This window comes from Kitasatospora sp. RG8, from assembly GCF_017813315.1.
In the GTDB taxonomy this organism is placed as follows: domain Bacteria; phylum Actinomycetota; class Actinomycetes; order Streptomycetales; family Streptomycetaceae; genus Kitasatospora.
In genome coordinates, this window is record NZ_JAGIYX010000013.1 from 23,481 (window position 1) to 38,758 (window position 15,278).

At 74.8% G+C, this 15,278-nt stretch carries 18 protein-coding genes and 1 pseudogene; 11 read left to right on the top strand and 8 right to left on the bottom strand.

Translation table 11 applies throughout. From position 1 onward, the window contains the following. The first annotated feature begins 81 nt into the window (after positions 1-81). Genes J5Y04_RS43260 through J5Y04_RS20340 form a run of 7 tightly spaced genes read left to right on the top strand, consistent with a single transcriptional unit; the run spans position 82 to position 5,647 of the window. On the top strand, positions 82-1,425 hold the full coding sequence (locus J5Y04_RS43260) for a sensor histidine kinase (RefSeq protein ID WP_305852856.1): 1,344 nt from the start codon (positions 82-84) through the stop codon (positions 1,423-1,425). Beyond that, entirely contained in the window at positions 1,409-1,822 is a 414-nt protein-coding gene (locus J5Y04_RS20320; protein WP_209413505.1) for a roadblock/LC7 domain-containing protein, read from the top strand. The genes J5Y04_RS43260 and J5Y04_RS20320 overlap by 17 nt, the downstream gene beginning before the upstream one ends. Further along, a complete protein-coding gene (locus J5Y04_RS20325) occupies positions 1,819-2,166 on the top strand; it encodes a DUF742 domain-containing protein (RefSeq protein ID WP_148643442.1) in 348 nt (115 codons plus the stop codon). The genes J5Y04_RS20320 and J5Y04_RS20325 overlap by 4 nt, the downstream gene beginning before the upstream one ends. Then, positions 2,144-2,758 carry an ATP/GTP-binding protein gene (locus J5Y04_RS20330; protein WP_209413506.1) on the top strand — a complete coding sequence of 205 codons (615 nt, stop codon included), beginning with the start codon at positions 2,144-2,146 and terminating at the stop codon, positions 2,756-2,758. Before J5Y04_RS20325 ends, J5Y04_RS20330 begins: the two co-directional genes overlap by 23 nt. Beyond that, positions 2,755-4,272 carry a cytochrome P450 gene (locus J5Y04_RS41950; RefSeq protein WP_245205121.1) on the top strand — a complete coding sequence of 506 codons (1,518 nt, stop codon included), beginning with the start codon at positions 2,755-2,757 and terminating at the stop codon, positions 4,270-4,272. Before J5Y04_RS20330 ends, J5Y04_RS41950 begins: the two co-directional genes overlap by 4 nt. Beyond that, entirely contained in the window at positions 4,236-5,342 is a 1,107-nt protein-coding gene (locus J5Y04_RS20335; protein WP_307853210.1) for a cytochrome P450, read from the top strand. Before J5Y04_RS41950 ends, J5Y04_RS20335 begins: the two co-directional genes overlap by 37 nt. A 44-nt stretch (positions 5,343-5,386) precedes the next feature. Continuing rightward, positions 5,387-5,647, top strand: coding sequence for a hypothetical protein (locus J5Y04_RS20340; protein WP_209413508.1), 261 nt, complete (start codon positions 5,387-5,389; stop codon positions 5,645-5,647). A gap of 161 nt (positions 5,648-5,808) precedes the next feature. On the opposite strand, the gene J5Y04_RS20345 is transcribed toward J5Y04_RS20340, so the two are convergent. The 3 genes from J5Y04_RS20345 to J5Y04_RS20355 form a co-directional block, all read right to left on the bottom strand. After that, complete coding sequence (locus J5Y04_RS20345) at positions 5,809-6,627, bottom strand: isocitrate lyase/phosphoenolpyruvate mutase family protein (RefSeq protein ID WP_209413509.1); 819 nt, start codon at positions 6,625-6,627, stop codon at positions 5,809-5,811. Positions 6,628-6,637: 10 nt separating this feature from the next. Continuing rightward, entirely contained in the window at positions 6,638-7,114 is a 477-nt protein-coding gene (locus J5Y04_RS20350; RefSeq protein WP_209413510.1) for a carboxymuconolactone decarboxylase family protein, read from the bottom strand. 89 nt (positions 7,115-7,203) lie between these two features. Next, positions 7,204-7,554 (bottom strand): hypothetical protein, encoded by a 351-nt coding sequence (locus tag J5Y04_RS20355; protein WP_209413511.1) that lies wholly within the window; start codon positions 7,552-7,554, stop codon positions 7,204-7,206. A gap of 125 nt (positions 7,555-7,679) precedes the next feature. Between J5Y04_RS20355 and J5Y04_RS20360 the strand changes: the two genes are divergently transcribed. After that, positions 7,680-8,465 carry an NRDE family protein gene (locus J5Y04_RS20360; RefSeq protein ID WP_209413512.1) on the top strand — a complete coding sequence of 262 codons (786 nt, stop codon included), beginning with the start codon at positions 7,680-7,682 and terminating at the stop codon, positions 8,463-8,465. A 72-nt stretch (positions 8,466-8,537) separates the two neighbouring features. Here J5Y04_RS20360 and J5Y04_RS20365 read toward each other — a convergent pair whose 3' ends face one another. Beyond that, positions 8,538-9,068, bottom strand: a complete 531-nt coding sequence (locus J5Y04_RS20365; protein ID WP_209413513.1) for a hypothetical protein — start codon at positions 9,066-9,068, stop codon at positions 8,538-8,540. A gap of 220 nt (positions 9,069-9,288) precedes the next feature. On the opposite strand from J5Y04_RS20365, the gene J5Y04_RS20370 reads away from it, so the two are divergent. The 3 genes from J5Y04_RS20370 to J5Y04_RS20380 all read left to right on the top strand — a co-directional run bounded on the left by J5Y04_RS20370 (position 9,289) and on the right by J5Y04_RS20380 (position 11,876). Beyond that, positions 9,289-10,188: an RNA polymerase sigma-70 factor gene (locus J5Y04_RS20370; RefSeq protein WP_209413514.1), complete on the top strand. Its 900-nt coding sequence runs from the start codon at positions 9,289-9,291 to the stop codon at positions 10,186-10,188. Positions 10,189-10,303: 115 nt separating this feature from the next. Next, the gene (locus tag J5Y04_RS20375) at positions 10,304-11,050 is read left to right on the top strand and encodes an SDR family oxidoreductase (protein WP_209413515.1); all 747 of its coding nucleotides are present in this window, start codon (positions 10,304-10,306) and stop codon (positions 11,048-11,050) included. A 43-nt stretch (positions 11,051-11,093) separates the two neighbouring features. Beyond that, on the top strand, positions 11,094-11,876 hold the full coding sequence (locus J5Y04_RS20380; protein ID WP_245205122.1) for an alpha/beta fold hydrolase: 783 nt from the start codon (positions 11,094-11,096) through the stop codon (positions 11,874-11,876). Between the two features lie 173 nt (positions 11,877-12,049). Here the strand turns inward: J5Y04_RS20380 and J5Y04_RS20385 are convergent, their stop codons facing one another. From J5Y04_RS20385 to J5Y04_RS20400, 4 genes and pseudogenes are all read right to left on the bottom strand, one after another. Next, on the bottom strand, positions 12,050-12,508 hold the full coding sequence (locus J5Y04_RS20385; protein WP_245205139.1) for a carboxymuconolactone decarboxylase family protein: 459 nt from the start codon (positions 12,506-12,508) through the stop codon (positions 12,050-12,052). Between the two features lie 198 nt (positions 12,509-12,706). Continuing rightward, positions 12,707-13,500 (bottom strand): annotated as a pseudogene (locus J5Y04_RS20390) (alpha/beta fold hydrolase). Beyond that, positions 13,497-14,744, bottom strand: coding sequence for an RNA polymerase sigma factor (locus tag J5Y04_RS20395; protein ID WP_209413517.1), 1,248 nt, complete (start codon positions 14,742-14,744; stop codon positions 13,497-13,499). Before J5Y04_RS20395 ends, J5Y04_RS20390 begins: the two are co-directional and overlap by 4 nt. Beyond that, positions 14,741-15,103 carry a YciI family protein gene (locus J5Y04_RS20400; protein WP_148643454.1) on the bottom strand — a complete coding sequence of 121 codons (363 nt, stop codon included), beginning with the start codon at positions 15,101-15,103 and terminating at the stop codon, positions 14,741-14,743. Before J5Y04_RS20400 ends, J5Y04_RS20395 begins: the two co-directional genes overlap by 4 nt. Positions 15,104-15,278 lie beyond the last annotated feature (175 nt).

Genomic DNA, 15,278 nt, shown 5'->3' on the forward strand with positions numbered 1-15,278 from the left:
GGATATTGAGGAGATCCGGTCACTTGGCGAGATCCGGTCACACCATCGTAGGATCATCACCCTAGAATTCGCCGCGTGACGATGACTCAGTGGTGCGCAACGGCAACCGGCGTTCTCGCCGCCCTCGCCCTCGTGGCCGCCGCCCGCTACCGCGCCGTCTCCGTCACCCACCGCCGACGTCACGACCGCCAGCAGCGCGAACTCGCCCGCCTCCGGGACCAGCTGACCACCGAACTGGCCCGGCGCGGCAGCGAACTGGCCGCCGTCCAGCAGGAACAGGAACTCAACGCCTCCACCCAGCGCGCCTTCCTCAGCGTGGCCCGCCGCATCCTCGTCATGGCGCACGACCAGCAGGCCCTGCTGGACGAGATGGAACGCACCCACGACGACCCGACCCTGCTGGAGGGCCTGCTCAAGGCGGACCACGCCGCGGCCCAACAGGCCCGCCTCGCCCAGACCCTGGCCGTCCTCTGCGGCGCCCGGGCCGGACGGCACTGGCCGGAACCGGTCTCGCTGGAGGACGTGGTGCGCGGCGCCCAGTCGCGCATCCTGCCCTTCCAGCGGGTGGTGGTCCGCAGCCGGATCGAGACCGCCGTGGTCGGCGCCGCCGCCGAGGCCCTCATCCACGCCGTCGCCGAGCTGCTGGACAACGCCACCCGCTACTCCCCGCCCAGCACCCAGGTGTTCGTCACCCTCATGCCGGTGCACAACGGCGCCGTCATCGAGATCGACGACGGCGGTGTCGGCATGCCCGAGCAGGCGGTCGCCAAGGCGGCCTCCGCCCTGGCCGGCGGCTCCGCCCTGGAGGTCTCCCGCCTCGGCGAGGTGCCGCAGTTGGGCCTCGCGGCGGTCGGCCGGCTCTCCGAGCAGTACGGCTTCCGGGTCACCCTCAGCTCCGCGCCCTCACCGTACGGCGGTGTGCGGGTCGTGGTGCTGCTGCCGAACGCCCTGCTCACCGAGCCCCTCCCGCCGACCGTCCCGGGCCTCGGCCCGGACGACCCGGCGTTCGCCCCCGGACCGCACCACCCCGCACCACCCCTGCACCCGGCCGCACCCACGACCGCGTCCCAGGAACCCACCCGGCCCCCGGTGCCCGGACACCCCCTGAGCCCCGGGCACCGACTGGTGGACACCCCGCCGGCCGACCGGTCCCCCTCGGCCGGCCCCGCCGTCCCACCACCGCTGCCCCGCCGGAGCCACCGGCGCGACCGCGCCACCCGCCACGGCGCGCCGGCCTCTCCCCCGCCGGCACCCGCCCCGCCGTACCGCTCGGCGCAGGACGCCCAGGCGTTCATGGCGATGTTCCAGGCCGGGACGGCCAGCGGCCGCTCGGCCGTCCGGGCCCACGCCCACCCCGATCCTTCCCATCCCGCTTCCCCCCAGCTTCCCCAGCGCTTCGGAGAGTTCCATGACCACCACCCCTGACCTCGGCTGGCTGCTCGCCGACATCGTCTCCGTCCCCGAGGTCCGGCACGCCGTCGTCGTCTCCAACGACGGACTGGAGATCGGCCGCAGCGAGGGCATCCTGCGCGAGGACGCGGAGCGGCTCGCCGCCGCCTGCTCCGGCCTCCAGTCGCTGGCCCGCGGCGTCGCCCAGGGCTTCGGCGGCCACGGCAGCGCCACCCGGCAGATCATCATCGAGTACGGCGGCGGCTACCTCTTCATCGTCGCCGCCGGGGCCGGCGCCCACCTGGCCGTGGTGACCGGCGAGGCCGTCGACGCCGGCCTGGTCGCCTACCAGATGCAGGTCCTCGTCGAGCGGATCGGCACCCACCTCACCAGCCCGCCGCGCGTCGACCACGCGGCGGGGGGACAGCGGTGACCGGACCGGTCCGGCCCTATGTGATCACCGGCGGACGCAGCCGGCCCACCCGGGCCGCACTCGCCGTCGAGAGCCTGGTCAGCGCCTTACCCGACCGGCCCGAACTGCCCGAGGACGCGCTGCTCAGCCGCGAGCACCACCGCATCCTGGACCTCTGCCGCAGCCTGCTGTCGATCGCCGAGGTGGCGGCCCACCTGAGGCTGCCGCTCGGCATCGTCAAGGTGCTGGTCGGCGACCTCTGGGACCTCGGCACCGTGCAGGTGCTCCCGCCCGTCCCGCAGGCCGAACGCCTGCCCGCAACCCTCCTGGAAGAGGTGCTCGTTGGCCTCCGCCAACTCCGCTGAAGCCCCGGCCGAGCCCCAGTACCTGCCGTCCTCCGTGCAGGGCGCGGTCAAGATCCTGGTCACCGGCCCGTTCGGGGTCGGCAAGACCACGCTGGTCGGCTCGCTCAGCGAGATCACCCCGCTGCGCACCGAGGAGGTCATGACGGCCGCCAGCAGCGGCATCGACGACCTCACCGGGCGCGGCGACAAGAGCACGACCACCGTCGCGCTGGACTTCGGCCGGATCACGCTCAACCCGCGGCTCGCGCTGTACCTGTTCGGCACCCCCGGGCAGCAACGGTTCTGGCCGCTCTGGGACGACCTGTCGCGCGGAGCGCTCGGCGCCATCGCCATGGTGGACCTGCGCCGCCCGGACGAGAGCTTCGACGTGCTCGGGCGGCTGGAGGAACAGCAGATCCCGTTCGCCGTGGCCGTCAACACCTTCCCGGACACGCCGACCTACCCCGAGGAGGAGCTGCGCTCCGCCCTCGACCTGCTGCCCGACGTGCCGATCCTCTACTGCGACGCGCGGGACCGGCGGGCCGCGTACGACCTGCTGATCGACTTCGTCGGGCACCTGCACGCCACCGCCGTCCTGGAGCTCCACCGATGACGAATCCCGAGCCCGGCACGACCGTTCCCCCGCTCACCCCGCCGCCCGGCTGCCCGGCGCACGCCGGCGGGGGCGCACCGGGCGGGGGCGGGTTCCCGGCCGGGGGGCCGCTGCCGGCGCTGTACGGCCCCGCGGTCGCCGACGACCCGCACGGCCTCTACGCCCGGCTGCGCGACCAGTACGGCCCGGTCGCGCCGATCGAGCTGGAGCCCGGGGTGGAGGCCTGGCTGGTGCTCGGCTACCCCGAGCTGCTCGAACTCACCCGCAACGAGGCCCTGTTCTCCAAGGACTCACGCGGCTGGCGGGTCCCCGCCGAGGGCCGGCTCGCCGCCGACTCCCGGTTGCTGCCGATGACCGCCTGGCGCCCCACCCTGCTCAACCTGGACGGCGCCGAGCACCAGCGGCTGCGCGCCGCCGTCTCCGACACGCTGGCCGAGATCGACCACCGCCAGCTGCGCGAGACCACCGAGGCCGCCGCCCACGCCCTGATCGACAGCTGGGGGCCGGACGGCACCGCCGACCTGGTCGCCCAGTACGCGCGCCGGCTGCCGCTGCTGGTCTTCACCCAGCTGGTCGGCCTGCCCGCCGAGGCCGGGCCGCGGCTCATCGAGCTGATCAGCCACTTCGTCGACAGCAGCGAGAAGTCGGTCCGGGCCAACGCGGAGTTCCAGGCCATCCTGGTCGACCTGGTCCGGCAGCGGCGCGTCACGCCCGCCGCCGACCTCACCTCCTGGCTGCTGGCCCACCCGGCCGCGCTGACCGACGAGGAGGCGGTGCACCACCTGGTGGTGATGCTGGTCGCGGGCAACGAGACCAGCATCAACTGGACCGGCAACACCCTGCGGCTGCTGCTCACCGACCGCCGCTTCCGGACCACCCTGACCGGCGGCCGGCTCACCGTCGCCGACGCGCTGGAGGAGGTGCTCTGGCGCGACCCGCCGACCCAGAACTTCCCCGGCCGGTGGGCCACCGGCGACACCGTCCTCGGCGGCCAGTACATCAGCGCCGGCGACATGCTCGTCCTCGGCCTGGCCGCGGCCAACGCCGACCCAGCCGCCCAGGGCGCCGCCTCCGCCGCGCACGGCTCCCTCGGCGGCAACCGGGCCCACCTGGCCTGGGGCGCCGGCCGGCACGTCTGCCCGGCCCAGCACCCGGCCCGGATCATCGTCGAGACCGCCGTCGAGACCCTGCTGCACCGCCTGCCCGACCTCCAGCTGGCGGTACCGCCGGGTGAGTTGGCCTGGCGCCCGTCGCCCTGGTCGCGCGCCCTGGTCGGCCTGCCGGTGCTCTACAGCGCCTTCACCCCGCCCCGCCCGCCCGCTCCCGAGAGGCCCGCATGGACACCGCCGCACCCGAGCACGACCGAGACGGCCACCGGCCCGGACCCGGCCGCCCCGAACCCGTCGGACTCGACCCCTTCGGACGCGACCAGCACGGCGAGAACGCGCGGCTCCGGGCAGCCGGGCCCGCGGTCCTGGTGGAACTCCCTGGCGGGGTGGTGGTCTGGGCGATAACCCACCACGACACCCTGCAGGAGCTGCTCGCCGACCCGCGCGTCGGCAAGAACCCGCAGCTGTGGACCACCTTCACCGAGGGCCGCCTGCCCAAGGGCTGGCCGCTGCTGAACTTCGTCACCGTGCCCGGCATGGTCACCGCCGACGGCGCCGACCACCGGCGGCTGCGCGGCCTGGTCAGCCAGGCCTTCACCCCGCGCCGGATCGCCGAGCTCCAGCCCGCGATCGAGGCCCGGACCGTCGCCCTGCTGGACGCCGTCGCCGGGCTGGACGGCGAGTTCGACCTGCGCGAGCACTTCGCCTACCCGCTGCCGATGCAGGTCATCGGCGAACTGCTCGGCCTGCCGCCGAAGCAGCAGGACGAACTGCACGAGCTCTCCGACACCCTGGTCTCAAGCTCCGCGACCCCCGAGGCCGCGATCGCCGCCCAGCAGGGCCTCCAGGCGCTCCTGGCGTCCGTCGTCGCCGCCAAGCGCGCCGAACCCGGCGACGACCTCACCACCGACCTGATCGCCGCCCGCGAGTCCGACGACCGGCTCAGCGAGCCGGAACTGGTGGGCACCCTGCTGCTGATGCTGGTGGCCGGCCACGAGACCACGCTCAACCTCATCACCAACGCCGTCCGGGCCCTGCTCGCCCACCCCGACCAGCTGCGGCTGGTGCTGGACGGCTCGGCGTCGTGGTCCGAGGTGGTCGAGGAGACGCTCCGGTACGACTCGCCGGTCGGGCAGTTCCCGCTGCGGTACGCGACCGAGGACATCACCGTCGGGGACGTCGTCATCCGGCGCGGCGAGGCACTGCTCGCCTCGTACGCCGCCGCCGGCCGGGACTCCGGGCACTACGAGGACGCCGACCGCTTCGACGTCACGCGCCGGCCGAACCGGCACCTCTCGCTGGGCCACGGCCCGCACTTCTGCCTCGGCTCCGGGCTCGCCCGGATGGAGGCGGAGACGGCGCTGCGGCACCTGTTCGAGCGGTACCCCGGGCTGGCCCTCGCGGAGGACGCCCGGCCGGAGCCGATCGGTTCGTTCGTCAGCAACAGCGTGCGGACGCTGCGGGTGACGGTCTGAGGGGTTCGCGGTGACCTGAGGGCGGCCGGGTCGTTTGGCGTTCCATGAAGAAACTCGCCACCCTGGCCGCCCTCACCATGGCGGGCCTCGCCATGGCCGCCCCCGCCGCGTCCGCCGCCACCTCGGTCGCCTCGCAGCCGGACGCCCTCGACGGGCTCTCCAGCGGTCTCAACCTCTCCCCCACCGACCTCGCCCTGCACGAGGCCGCCAAGCTGCCGCTGGCCGGCAAGCTCGCGCAGCAGGTGGAGGCCGTCGGCACCGACCAGATGACCCACCCGGGGATCAGCGGGCAGGTCCTGAACTGACGAGCGGGTCCGCCCCGGGCCGACGGGCCGGGCCCTCGCCCACCGGACGGACGGGGTCCGGGCGCGCCCCCGTGCGTGCCCGGACCCCGTCCGTCCGGCGCCGTCACGCGCCCGGCCCCCGCCCTGCCCGGCCGTGGGCCGGCCCGGCCACGGCGGCCTGATCAGCCCTCGGCGAGGGCGTTCAGCTCCTGGTAGGTGAGGCCGCCGTCGAGGGCCGTGTAGGTGCCCGCGCCGTAGACCTCCTCGGCGGCCCGGCGCACCGCCGCGTACGCCACCTTGGCCAGGCCCGGCCCCAGGCTGACCCGGGCCACACCCAGCCCGGCCAGTTCCGGCACGGACGGCGAGCCCGGGCCGGCCAGGACGTTCAGGGGCGCGGGGACGGCCTTCACCAGGGCCGCGATCGTCTCCGGGTCGGCCACACCGGGGACGAACACGCCGTCCGCGCCCGCCTCGACGTACGCGCGCAGGCGGTCGACCGCCTCGTCCAGGCGGCCGGCCGGGTCGCCGATCCCGTGGAGGAAGACGTCGGTGCGGCCGTTGACGAAGAGCCCGATGCCGGCCGCGTCCGCCGCCGCCCGGGCCGCCGCGATCCGCTCGGCCGCCTCGGCGGCGGGCCGGGCCGCGTCCTCCAGGTTCACTCCGACCGCGCCGGTGGCGAGCAGGGCCTCCACCGTCCGGCCGACCTCGGCCGCGGTGGCACCGAAGCCGCTCTCCAGGTCCGCCGTGACCGGCAGGCCGACCGCGCGGACCACCAGCGCGGTCTGGGCGAGCACCTCGTCACGGTCGGCCGCGTCCCCGTCCGCGCTCCCGAGCGTCCAGGAGACGCTGGCACTGGCCGTCGCGACGGCCGGTGCGCCGGCCGCGGCGACCAGCCGCGCACCGGCCGCGTCCCAGACGTTGGCGAGTACCAACGGATCGCCGGGACGGTGGAGTTCGCGCAGGGCGCGGGCCTTCTGCTGCTGGAGCCGAGTGTCCGTCATGTCGGCGACCCTACTTCGCGGCCGGGCTGAGGCGGGAGGTCACGCCGATCCGGTTCCAGGCGTTGATGGTGATGATCAGCGCGATCAGCTGCGCCAGTTCGGCCTGCTCGAAGTGCTCGGCGGCCTCGTTGTAGACGGCGTCCGGCACGTGCCCCTGGGTGAGCAGGGTGACCGACTCGGTCAGCGCGAGCGCCGCGCGCTCCCGCGCGGTGAACCACGACGTCTCCCGCCAGGCCGGGAGGGAGAGCAGGCGGTGGTTCTGCTCGCCGTTCTTCAGCGCGTCGGCGGAGTGCATGTCGATGCAGAAGGAGCAGCCGTTGATCATCGAGGCGTGCACCTTGACCAGCTCCGCGAGCACCGGGTCGACGCCCTTCCGGGCACCGCGCTCCAGCGCGATCATGGCCTGGTAGAAGTCGGGGGCGAGGTCGGGGAGGGAGATCCGCTGCTCGGGGGCGGGAACGGTGGCGTGGTCGTGCGTCGTGGTCATACCGGCAACCCTAGGCCGGTGGTGGACTCCGGCTCCGGCACATTCGGGCCCGAAGATCCTGGGCCACTTCGGGCCCGGCCCCCGGGGGCTCAGGAGCGGTACACCGTCTCGCCGCCGTCCTCGTCGTACAGCTCGACGACGTGGGCCAGTCCGAGCGCGGAGAACGCGGACAGCAGGTCGCCGATCCGTCCGGGCACCACCGCGCCCCCGAACCGCAGGGGCGTGTCGGGGCGCAACTCCAGCTGGGCATAGGTGTGCTCGACCTCGTACTCGGTCCAGCCGGACCTGCGCACCCGCCAGCCGGCCCCGCGGAAGGCCCGCGCCACGTCCGGGGCGCCCGCCGCCGACGGAAGGAACCCGTAGACGTTGTTGCCGAGGCCCAGGTCGTACCCGCCCTGGTCGAACCGCGGGCCGACGGTGGCGCCGGAGGTGAAGTCCACGGCGGCCAGTATGGCGGTGGGAGGGGAGCGGGGCCAGGGCCCTCCCGGAATCCGAACGGCCGTGCGAGGATCGGCGGCAGGGTGGTGCGCGGCCGCCCGTTCGGCGAGGTCAGGGGGCCCTGCGCGTGTGTACGGCGTTCGTCAGCATCGAACCGTCGTCGGCGGTGCCCGTGCTGCTGCTGTCCGTCCGGGACGAGTACGCCGGGCGGCGCTGGTCGCCGCCGGACCACCACTGGCCCGGGCGCCCCACGGTCGTCGGCGGGCTGGACCTCGCGGCGGGCGGCACCTGGCTGGCGGTCGAGCCGGGCGCCGATCCCCTCGCGGCCTGCCTGCTGAACGGCTTCGGCGCCATGGCCCCGGCGCGGGGCCGGCTCTCCCGCGGCGAGCTGCCGCTGACCGCCGTCCGGGACGGCGGGATCGGGCACCTCGACCTGACCCGCTACGACCCGTTCCACCTGGTCGTGGCCCGGTCCGACGGCGCACGGGTGCTGAGCTGGGGCGGCAGCCGGCTGGAGGAGCGCGAACTCCCCTCCGGCCTCAGCGTCGTGCTCAACGACGGGCTGGAGGGGGCGGCGGCGGACCGCACGACCTCGGAGCTGGTCCGCTCCCTGATGGCCGCCCGGGCCGCCCGCTTCCGTGCCCGCTTCGGGGCCGCCGAGCGGCCGCTGCCGCTGCCGGACGCGGGGACGACGGAGCAGGCCTGGGGCGCGTGGCTGCCGATCGTCTCCGGCGACGGCCTCGCCCTGGACGACCCGGCGGCGCTGATCCAGCGGCGCGATTTCGGGGACGGGCGGATCTGGGGCTCGTCCTCGATCTCGCTGCTCGCCTTCGGCCCGACGGGGGTCCGGTACGACTTCGGACCGGCTCCGGTGGGCGACCCGGCCGACGACGCCTGGCGCCGGATCGTCTAGACGGGGGGAGTAAGCGGTGCCAACCAGTAGACGGAACAACCAGCGGACGGCGCCGACTCACCCGGTCGCGCCTCAGTCCTGCGCGCGGGCCTTGAGCCAGCGGCCGGCGGTGCCCGCGCTCATCGTGTAGAAGAACTCGACCTTCAGGCCCGGCTCGTCGGTGAGCGACTCCACCCAGGTCATCGGCCAGTTCCGGCGCCCGTAGTGCCGGTGCACGGCACGGGTGAAGGCGGCCAGGTTGCCCTGGAGGTTCTTCTTCTCCATGCCCAGCCGGGTGGCCAGGGTCGTGTAGCTGACCTTCGTGTCGGGCTGGTCGGCCAGGACGTCGAGGACCCGGGCGACCGCCTGCACCGAGCCCAGCGGCTCGATCATCAGCCGGCGGAAGTCCTCGACGGTCCACTCGACGACCGGCAGCTTGCCGTCGTCCGCCGGGGCCGGCTCTCCGGAGCCGTCCGGCAGAGCCGGGGAGACGGCGGGAGTGGCGGTGGTGGCGGTGGTGGCGGCCTCGCCGGCGGCCAGCTCCGCAAGGAAGGCGTAGACCTTGGTGACGTGCTCGGCCGGCACCGGCACCATCACGAACTGCGGCTGGTTCTCCTGGGACACGGGTTCCTCCCCCTGATCCGCCCGCCCGACCCGTTGTCCGGCAGCAGGAGCGATCCTGACACACCGACAGTTCCGGCGTCTAGGCATTACTGCCGTCTACTCAATCTGCACTCTCCTCTACTGTCGGGTGGCACCTGCGGAACGGCCCCGCCCGGCCCGCGCCTCGGTCACCGGCCGGGTCCGGCGTCCTGCGCGGCCGGCCGACTGGCAGGCTTGGGGCGTGACATCAGGAACCGCCGAGGAGTTCACCGCCCACCGCCCCAGGCTGTTCGGCCTGGCCTACCGGCTGCTCGGCTCCGCCGAGGAGGCGGAGGACGCGGTGCAGGACGCGTACCTGCGCTGGAGCGGCGCCCGGCGTGCGGAGATCGGGCACCCGGGGGCCTGGCTCGCCAAGGTCGTCACCAACCTCTGCGTCAACCGGCTCACCTCGGCCCGGGTGCAGCGCGAGCAGTACCCGGGGCCGTGGCTGCCGGAACCGGTGCTCACCGAGGACGGCACCCTCGGCCCCCTGGAGTCCGCCGAGCAGCGGGACGCCGTGTCGACGGCGCTGCTGGTACTGCTGGAGCGGCTCACGCCGACCGAGCGGGCGGTCTACGTGCTGCGCGAGGCGTTCGGCTACAGCCACCGGGACATCGCCGGGGTGCTCGACCTGGGCGAGGCCAACTGCCGCCAGCTGTACCGCCGGGCGGTCCAGCGGGTGGCGACGCCCGAGGCCCGGTTCGCCCCCGCAGCCGAGGAGCGGCGCAGGCTCGTCGCCTCCTTCGTCACGGCGGCCCGCGAGGGCGACCTCGCCGGTCTGGAGCGGCTGCTCGCCCACGACATCGTCTGGTGGAGCGACGGCGGCGGGAGGATCACCTCGGCCCGGCGCCCCGTCATCGGCCGCGAGAAGGTGCTGCGCTTCCTGCTGGGCACCAGCGAACGGTTCGGCGGGGGCTGGGAGTTCACGATCGCCGAGGTCAACGGTGCGGCGGCGCTGGTGATGCACGCGGACGGGCAGCTGGTCTCCGTCGCGTCCTTCGACCCGCGGGACGGCGTCATAGCCGAGGTCCGGGTCGTTCTGAACCCGGAGAAACTCGCCTACGCAGGCCGTCAGCTCGCCGCCTCGGCGCCCCGGACGTGAACCGCCGCCGGGAGCCGCCCCGGGGCCCTTGTCACAAATCCGGGGGCTCGTCGGTTCTCAGCGGTTGACGCGCGCTCCACCGGGAGCGCGCACCACCGAAGGGACGGCAATCGCGATGACCACGATCCTGGTGACCGGCGGCACCGGCACTCTCGGCCGGCTCGTCACCGAACGGCTGCGCGCGGACGGGCACGAGGTGCGGGTGCTGAGCCGGCACTCCCAGCCGTACGCCGTGGACCTGCGCGAGGGCACCGGGCTGGCCGAGGCCGTGGCGGGCGTCGAGACGATCGTGCACTGCGCCACCTCCCCGCGCGGCGGCGACGAACAGGCGGCCCGCCACCTGATCGGGGCGGCCCGCCGGGCCGGCGTACGGCATCTGGTCTACATCTCGATCGTCGGCGTCGACCGGGTGCCGCTGGCCTACTACCGGGCCAAGCTGGCCGTCGAGAAGCTGGTCGAGGAGTCCGGGCTCGGCTGGACCCTGCTGCGCACGACGCAGTTCCACGAGCTGATCCTGGAGCTCCTGCAGGCCTCGGCCAAACTGCCGGTGATGCTGCTGCCCTCGGGGGTCGCCGACCAGCCGATCGAGGTGGCGGAGGTCGCCGCCCGGCTGGCCGGGCTCGCGGCCGGGGAGCCGGCCGGGAGGGTGCCGGACATGGGCGGCCCCGCGGTCCGGCCGTTCCCGGAGCTGGCCCGGGCCTACCTGCGCGCGACCGGACGGCGACGCCCGCTGCTCAACGTGCGGCTGGCCGGCCGGTCCTACCGCGCGCTGCGGGCCGGCGGGCACCTGACGCCGGAACGGGCGGTGGGCGAGGGCACCTTCGAGCAGTTCCTTTCGGGGCGATTTCCGGCCGAAGGCTGACGCCTCCGTTGCGACGGCCGCCTGGGCGCCCAGACTGGTCGGTATGGAAACCATGGTGTCCGTCGGCAACGGTGAACTCTGGGCAGAGGACTCGGGAGGGGACGGGCTGCCACTGGTCCTGGTCCACCCGGGCGTCGGTGACTCGACCATCTGGGACCCGGTGCTGGCGGCGCTCGCCACGCGGTACCGGGTGGTCCGCTACGACGCCCGCGGCTACGGGCGGTCGCCCGCACCCACGGCCGCCTACTCCCCGTCCGCGGACCTCGCCGCGGTGCTCGACCACTTCGGGCTGGCCCGTGCCGTGCTGGTCGGCTCCAGCATGGGCGGGGCCGCCTCGGTCAGCCTGACGCTGGACGCCCCGGAGCGGGTGGCAGGGCTCGCGCTGTTCGTCCCCGGGGTCACCGGGTACGACTTCGACGAGTCGGACCTGAACCAGGAGGTGGCGCGACTGGCCGAGGCCGGCGACCTGGAGGGCATCGTCCGGCACGGACTGGGCCTCTGGGGGAGGGTCGGCGGGGGCACGCCCGAGGCCGATCCGGTCGCCGCCGCGCACCTGCGGGCCGTGCTGCCCGCCTGGTTCGGCAACGTCGGCCACCAGCAGCCCGACGCGCCGGCCTTCGACCGGCTCGGGGAGATCGCCGTGCCCACCGTGCTGGCGCTGGGCGAGCAGGACCGTCCGCAGGTCGTGGCCTGCAACGAGCAGATGGCGGCCCGGATCCCCGGCTGCCGGCTCGTCCGGCTGGCGAAGTCCGACCACTACCCGACCCTGCGCGAGCCCGAGGCCGTCGCCCGGCTCGTCGAGGAGCTGTACGCCCAGGCGCGGTGACATCGTCTCCTGCGCGAGGAAGCCGGCCGGGCCGGCCCAGCGGCGGTACCACCAAGTCGGTGGCACCGCCGCTGCGTTGATCCGGACCACCGACGTCGTGACGGTGGCGGTGCTGCTGCCGGGGTCGGGGGGGCGGCGGGGCGGGGGTCGTGGTGAGCCCGGGTCAGGTCCGGTCAGGTCCACTGCTCGGACGGCTTGACGCCCGGGAGGGGCTTGCCGATCAGGGCCAGCGGGATGAAGAAGTTGACCTGGCCGATGGCGATCGCCAGCGTCGCGAGGGCCGTCTCGTCGTAGTGCGCGGCCGCCCGGGCGTACAGCTCGTCGGAGACCCGCTCACCGTGCGGGGACGGCTGGAGCACCGCCTCCACCAGGGCCAGCGCGACCGCCTCGGCCTCGGTGAAGCACGGGGCGTCCTGCCAGGACGCCACCGCCGTGATCCGCTGCTCGGACTCGCCGGCCGCGCGGAGGCTCTGGGTGTGCATGACCGTCAGATAGGTGTTTCCGACGATCTGGCCGGCGCGCAGCTGGACCAGGTCGATCGTGGTCCTCGGCACCGAACCGTTGCCGGTGGCCTTGAACAGGGCGCCGGCCACGGCCCCCAGCTCGGGGACGAGCTTCGCGGGGTTGGACATCCGCGAGCCGGGGGTGGTCGCCGTGGCGGGGGCGGCGGTGGCGTTGGTGGTCGCCGTGGCGGTGGCGGGGGCGGTGGGCTGGGCTTCCATCGTGGTGTTCCTCTCGGTCCTTCGGTGCCTTCACAGGTCCGACGGATCCCGGAGGCCCGATGTGACAGGCGCCGCCAAGCTCCTTCCGGCAAGCTCCTTCCGGCCGGCTCAGCGGCCGGGGAACGCGCCGATCAACCGGGCCAGCTCCGCGGGCCGTTCGAGGTGGAGGTCGTGACCGGTGCCGGGGACGCTGACCGCCACGGCCTCCGCGCCGGTGGCGAGCATCCGGCCGATCTGCTCGGCGTCGATGATGCCGGACTGCCCCAGCACGGCCAGGGTCGGACAACTGATCCGCGCCCACTCCTCCCACCAGGAGCGGTGGACGTTCTCCGCCAGGGAGGCGACCATCACCTCCTTGTCGAAGCGCGGCCACCAGCCGCCGTCCCGTTCCTCCAGGCCGGCCGCCCAGCCCTCGCCGACCGGGCCTCCGCCGAGGAACTCCACCGCGGCCTCCGCGACGGGAACGGCGCCGGCCAGGTGTCGAACCAGTCGGCGATCCCGGCCGACGTCTCCGGGTCCGAGCCGGCGGGGCCCGCCTCGACCAGGACCAGACGGCTCACCAGCGCGGGGTGCGCGGCGGCGGTGAGCATCGCCGCATGGCCGCCGTAGGACTGACCGACCAGGACCGGGCGGTCCAGGCCGAGTCCGTCGATCACGGCGACCACGTCCGCGACGTACGCGGCCCGGGAGACGTCCTGCGGGTGCCGCTCGCTGGCGCCGTGGCCGCGCTGGTCGACGGCGACCACCCGGTACCGGGCGCCCAGGACCTCGGCGACGGCGTCCCACTCCCCCGCGTGGCCGGCCAGGCCGTGCAGCAGCAGCACCGCCGGGCCCGGACCACCCGAGTCGCGGCAGACGAGCCGCACCCCGTCCCGGACGACCTCACGAACGACGAACCTCATGCCGTGGCCTCCAACCGCCTTGCACGTTCCGTCAGATGGCGGCGCTCGGGCGCGCTGGTCGTGCGGCGGGCCGCCTCCCGGTAGGCCTCCACAGCACGGGGCCCGTCGCCGAGCAGCTCCAGGAGGTGGGCCCGGGTGGCGGCCGGCCGGTGGCTCCGGGCCATCGCCCTGTCGCCGTCCAGCGTCGCCAGCAGCTCCAGCCCGGCCGCCGGTCCGTGCACCATGCCCACCGCGACCGCGCGGTTCAGGGTCACCACCGGGTTCGGCCCGAACCGCTCCAGCAGCTCGTAGAGGGCCAGGACCTGCGGCCAGTCGGTGGCCTCCGCCGACCCGGCCTCGTCGTGCACCGCCGCGATGGCCGCCTGGAGCTGGTACGGGCCGGCCTGCCCGCGCGGCAGGGTGCGGCTGATCAGCTCCACACCCTCGGCGACGAGCCGGCCGTCCCACTGCCCGCGGTCCTGCTCCGCCAGCGGCACCAGCTCGCCGCCGGGGCCGGTGCGGGCCGGGCGGCGGGCCTCGGTGAGCAGCATCAGGGCGAGCAGGCCGGCCGTCTCGGCGTCCCCGGGTTCCAGGCGCAGGAGCAGCCGGGTGAGGCGGATCGCCTCGGTGGAGAGCCCGGGCGCGGTGAGGCCGTCCCCGTCGCTCGCCGTGTAGCCCTCGTTGAAGACCAGGTAGAGCACCTGCCGGACCTCGGCCAGGCGCCCGGCGCGCTCCGGGCCCCCGGGGGCGGCCGGCGGCAGGCCCTTGAGGGTCTGCTTGGCCCGGCTGATCCGCTGGGCCATCGTCGCCTCGGGGACCAGGAAGGCGGCGGCGATCTGCGCGGTCGTCAGGCCGCCGACCGCGCGCAGGGTCAGCGCGATCCGGCTGGGGGCCGAGAGGGCCGGGTGGCAGCAGAGGAAGAGCAGCGCGAGCGAGTCGTCCCGGTCCGTGTCCGGACGGGCGTCGGCGGCGTGGGCGAGCAGCGCGGACCGCGGGGTGGCGAGGGCGAGGGCGTCCTCGCGGCGGCGGCGGGCGGTCTCGCTGCGCACCTGGTCGACCAGGCGGCGGGAGGCCACGGTGAGCAGCCAGCCGCGCGGGTTCTCCGGCACGCCGGTCCCGGGCCACTGGAGGGCGGCGGCGAGCAGCGCCTCCTGCACGGCGTCCTCGCACGCGTCGAAGACGCCGTACCGGCGGACGAGCGCGCCGAGTACCTGCGGCGCCAGTTCGCGCAGCAGGTCCTCGGCGGCGTGGGGCAGACCGGTCACACGTCCGCCGCGGCGTCGTGCAGGATCGGCCAGAGTTCGACCGGCTCGACGTCCGCGAACGGCATGTCGGCGGCGATCTGCTGGGCGCGCTCCAGGCTCTCGCAGTCCAGCAGGTAGAAGCTGGCGAGGTACTCCTTGGTCTCCAGGTACGGGCCGTCGGTGACCGCCGGGAGGCCGTCCTGACGGCGCACCAGCTGGGCGGCGGCCGCGTCGGCCAGGCCGTAGGCGCCGATCAGCTCGCCGCTCTCGCGGTACTTCCGGTTGAACGCGTCCTGCCTGGCGATCGCCTCGGGCCAGGCCTCGGCCGGGAACGCGTCCCACTTGGCCTGGTTGCCGTAGATCATCGCGATGTACTTCATCCCGGGTGTCCTCCCCGTCCCGCGCGCCCCGTCGGCGCGCTGTCACCCTTCAGTCGGAGCCGCCCCCGCGTTCTCGACATCCCCCGCGGAGGATTTTCGAAGATGATCGGCGCCCCCGCCGACCCGGCGCAAGCCGCCCCCGCCGGCCCGGCGCAAGTCGGCCCGGCCCGCGGCG

What these genes read in the sequence shown, in the direction of transcription:
- J5Y04_RS20320 (WP_209413505.1), top strand. Translation starts at nt 1,409, where the DNA reads ATGACCACCACCCCTGACCTCGGCTGGCTGCTCGCCGACATCGTCTCC.
- J5Y04_RS41950 (WP_245205121.1), top strand. Translation starts at nt 2,755, where the DNA reads ATGACGAATCCCGAGCCCGGCACGACCGTTCCCCCGCTCACCCCGCCG.
- J5Y04_RS20400 (WP_148643454.1), bottom strand. Translation starts at nt 15,103, where the DNA reads ATGAAGTACATCGCGATGATCTACGGCAACCAGGCCAAGTGGGACGCG.
- J5Y04_RS20345 (WP_209413509.1), bottom strand. Translation starts at nt 6,627, where the DNA reads ATGACGGACACTCGGCTCCAGCAGCAGAAGGCCCGCGCCCTGCGCGAA.
- J5Y04_RS20350 (WP_209413510.1), bottom strand. Translation starts at nt 7,114, where the DNA reads ATGACCACGACGCACGACCACGCCACCGTTCCCGCCCCCGAGCAGCGG.
- J5Y04_RS20385 (WP_245205139.1), bottom strand. Translation starts at nt 12,508, where the DNA reads ATGTCCAACCCCGCGAAGCTCGTCCCCGAGCTGGGGGCCGTGGCCGGC.
- J5Y04_RS20380 (WP_245205122.1), top strand. Translation starts at nt 11,094, where the DNA reads ATGGAAACCATGGTGTCCGTCGGCAACGGTGAACTCTGGGCAGAGGAC.
- J5Y04_RS20340 (WP_209413508.1), top strand. Translation starts at nt 5,387, where the DNA reads ATGAAGAAACTCGCCACCCTGGCCGCCCTCACCATGGCGGGCCTCGCC.
- J5Y04_RS20375 (WP_209413515.1), top strand. Translation starts at nt 10,304, where the DNA reads ATGACCACGATCCTGGTGACCGGCGGCACCGGCACTCTCGGCCGGCTC.
- J5Y04_RS43260 (WP_305852856.1), top strand. Translation starts at nt 82, where the DNA reads ATGACTCAGTGGTGCGCAACGGCAACCGGCGTTCTCGCCGCCCTCGCC.